This window comes from Acinetobacter sp. 18QD2AZ41W (genome assembly GCF_009829025.1).
Lineage (GTDB): Bacteria > Pseudomonadota > Gammaproteobacteria > Pseudomonadales > Moraxellaceae > Acinetobacter > Acinetobacter pseudolwoffii.
Map to the genome: position 1 here is coordinate 1 of NZ_WURP01000062.1, position 733 is coordinate 733.

At 37.1% G+C, this 733-nt stretch carries 1 protein-coding gene and 1 pseudogene; both read left to right on the top strand.

Translation table 11 applies throughout. The annotated features are described in order from the left end of the window. The coding region (locus GVV58_RS15250) for a recombinase family protein (RefSeq protein WP_159516863.1) at positions 1-408 on the top strand (408 nt) is incomplete at its 5' end. A 182-nt stretch (positions 409-590) separates the two neighbouring features. After that, a pseudogene (locus GVV58_RS15255) lies at positions 591-701 on the top strand (IS3 family transposase); the annotation flags it as partial. Between the last annotated feature and the right edge of the window lie 32 nt (positions 702-733).

Genomic DNA, 733 nt, shown 5'->3' on the forward strand with positions numbered 1-733 from the left:
GGTGATACGGTGCATGTTCATAGTATTGATCGTCTGGCACGTAATACAAATGATCTGAACGAAATTGTGAATAGTCTGAATGATCGTGGTATAACCATTATTTTTCATAAAGAGAATTTGACCTTCAGTCATGATGTAGCACAATCGGCAATAAATAAACTCATGTTTCAGATGCTTGCTGCATTTGCAGAGTTTGAACGCTCCATGATCCGTGAGCGTCAAAAGGAAGGAATTGCAAAAGCCAAAGCGAAGGGCTTATATAAGGGAAGAAAGCGGAAGGTTGACTATGTTGAAATACGAAAAGCAATGGCTGAAGAAAATTCAACATTTAGAGGTGTTGCAGAAAAGTTTAAAGTAGGGATAGCAACAGTACAAAGAGCTTTAAAAGAAGAAACTAATAATCAATAAGGTTGATTAATGAAGACGCTTAGATATTCAAATTTAGAAAAGATCATGACCATTTATACTGAAATTTCTACTTATATTACATTTCATAATGCGACTGGTTTAACAGATATAAATAAATCAATGGAAGATTTTTGAACCGTACCGGGTTTGTCGGAGACCAAGCTTTCTGAGAGAATGTCCCGATGAAAAAAGTAAAATATACCCCTGAAATCAGAGAAAGAGCGGTTCAATTATTGATTGAATCCGAGAAAGATTATCCATCGAATTGGGCTGCGATCACCGCTATTGCTCCCTGAGCAGTATACTGCGCAAGGGTTGTACTCCT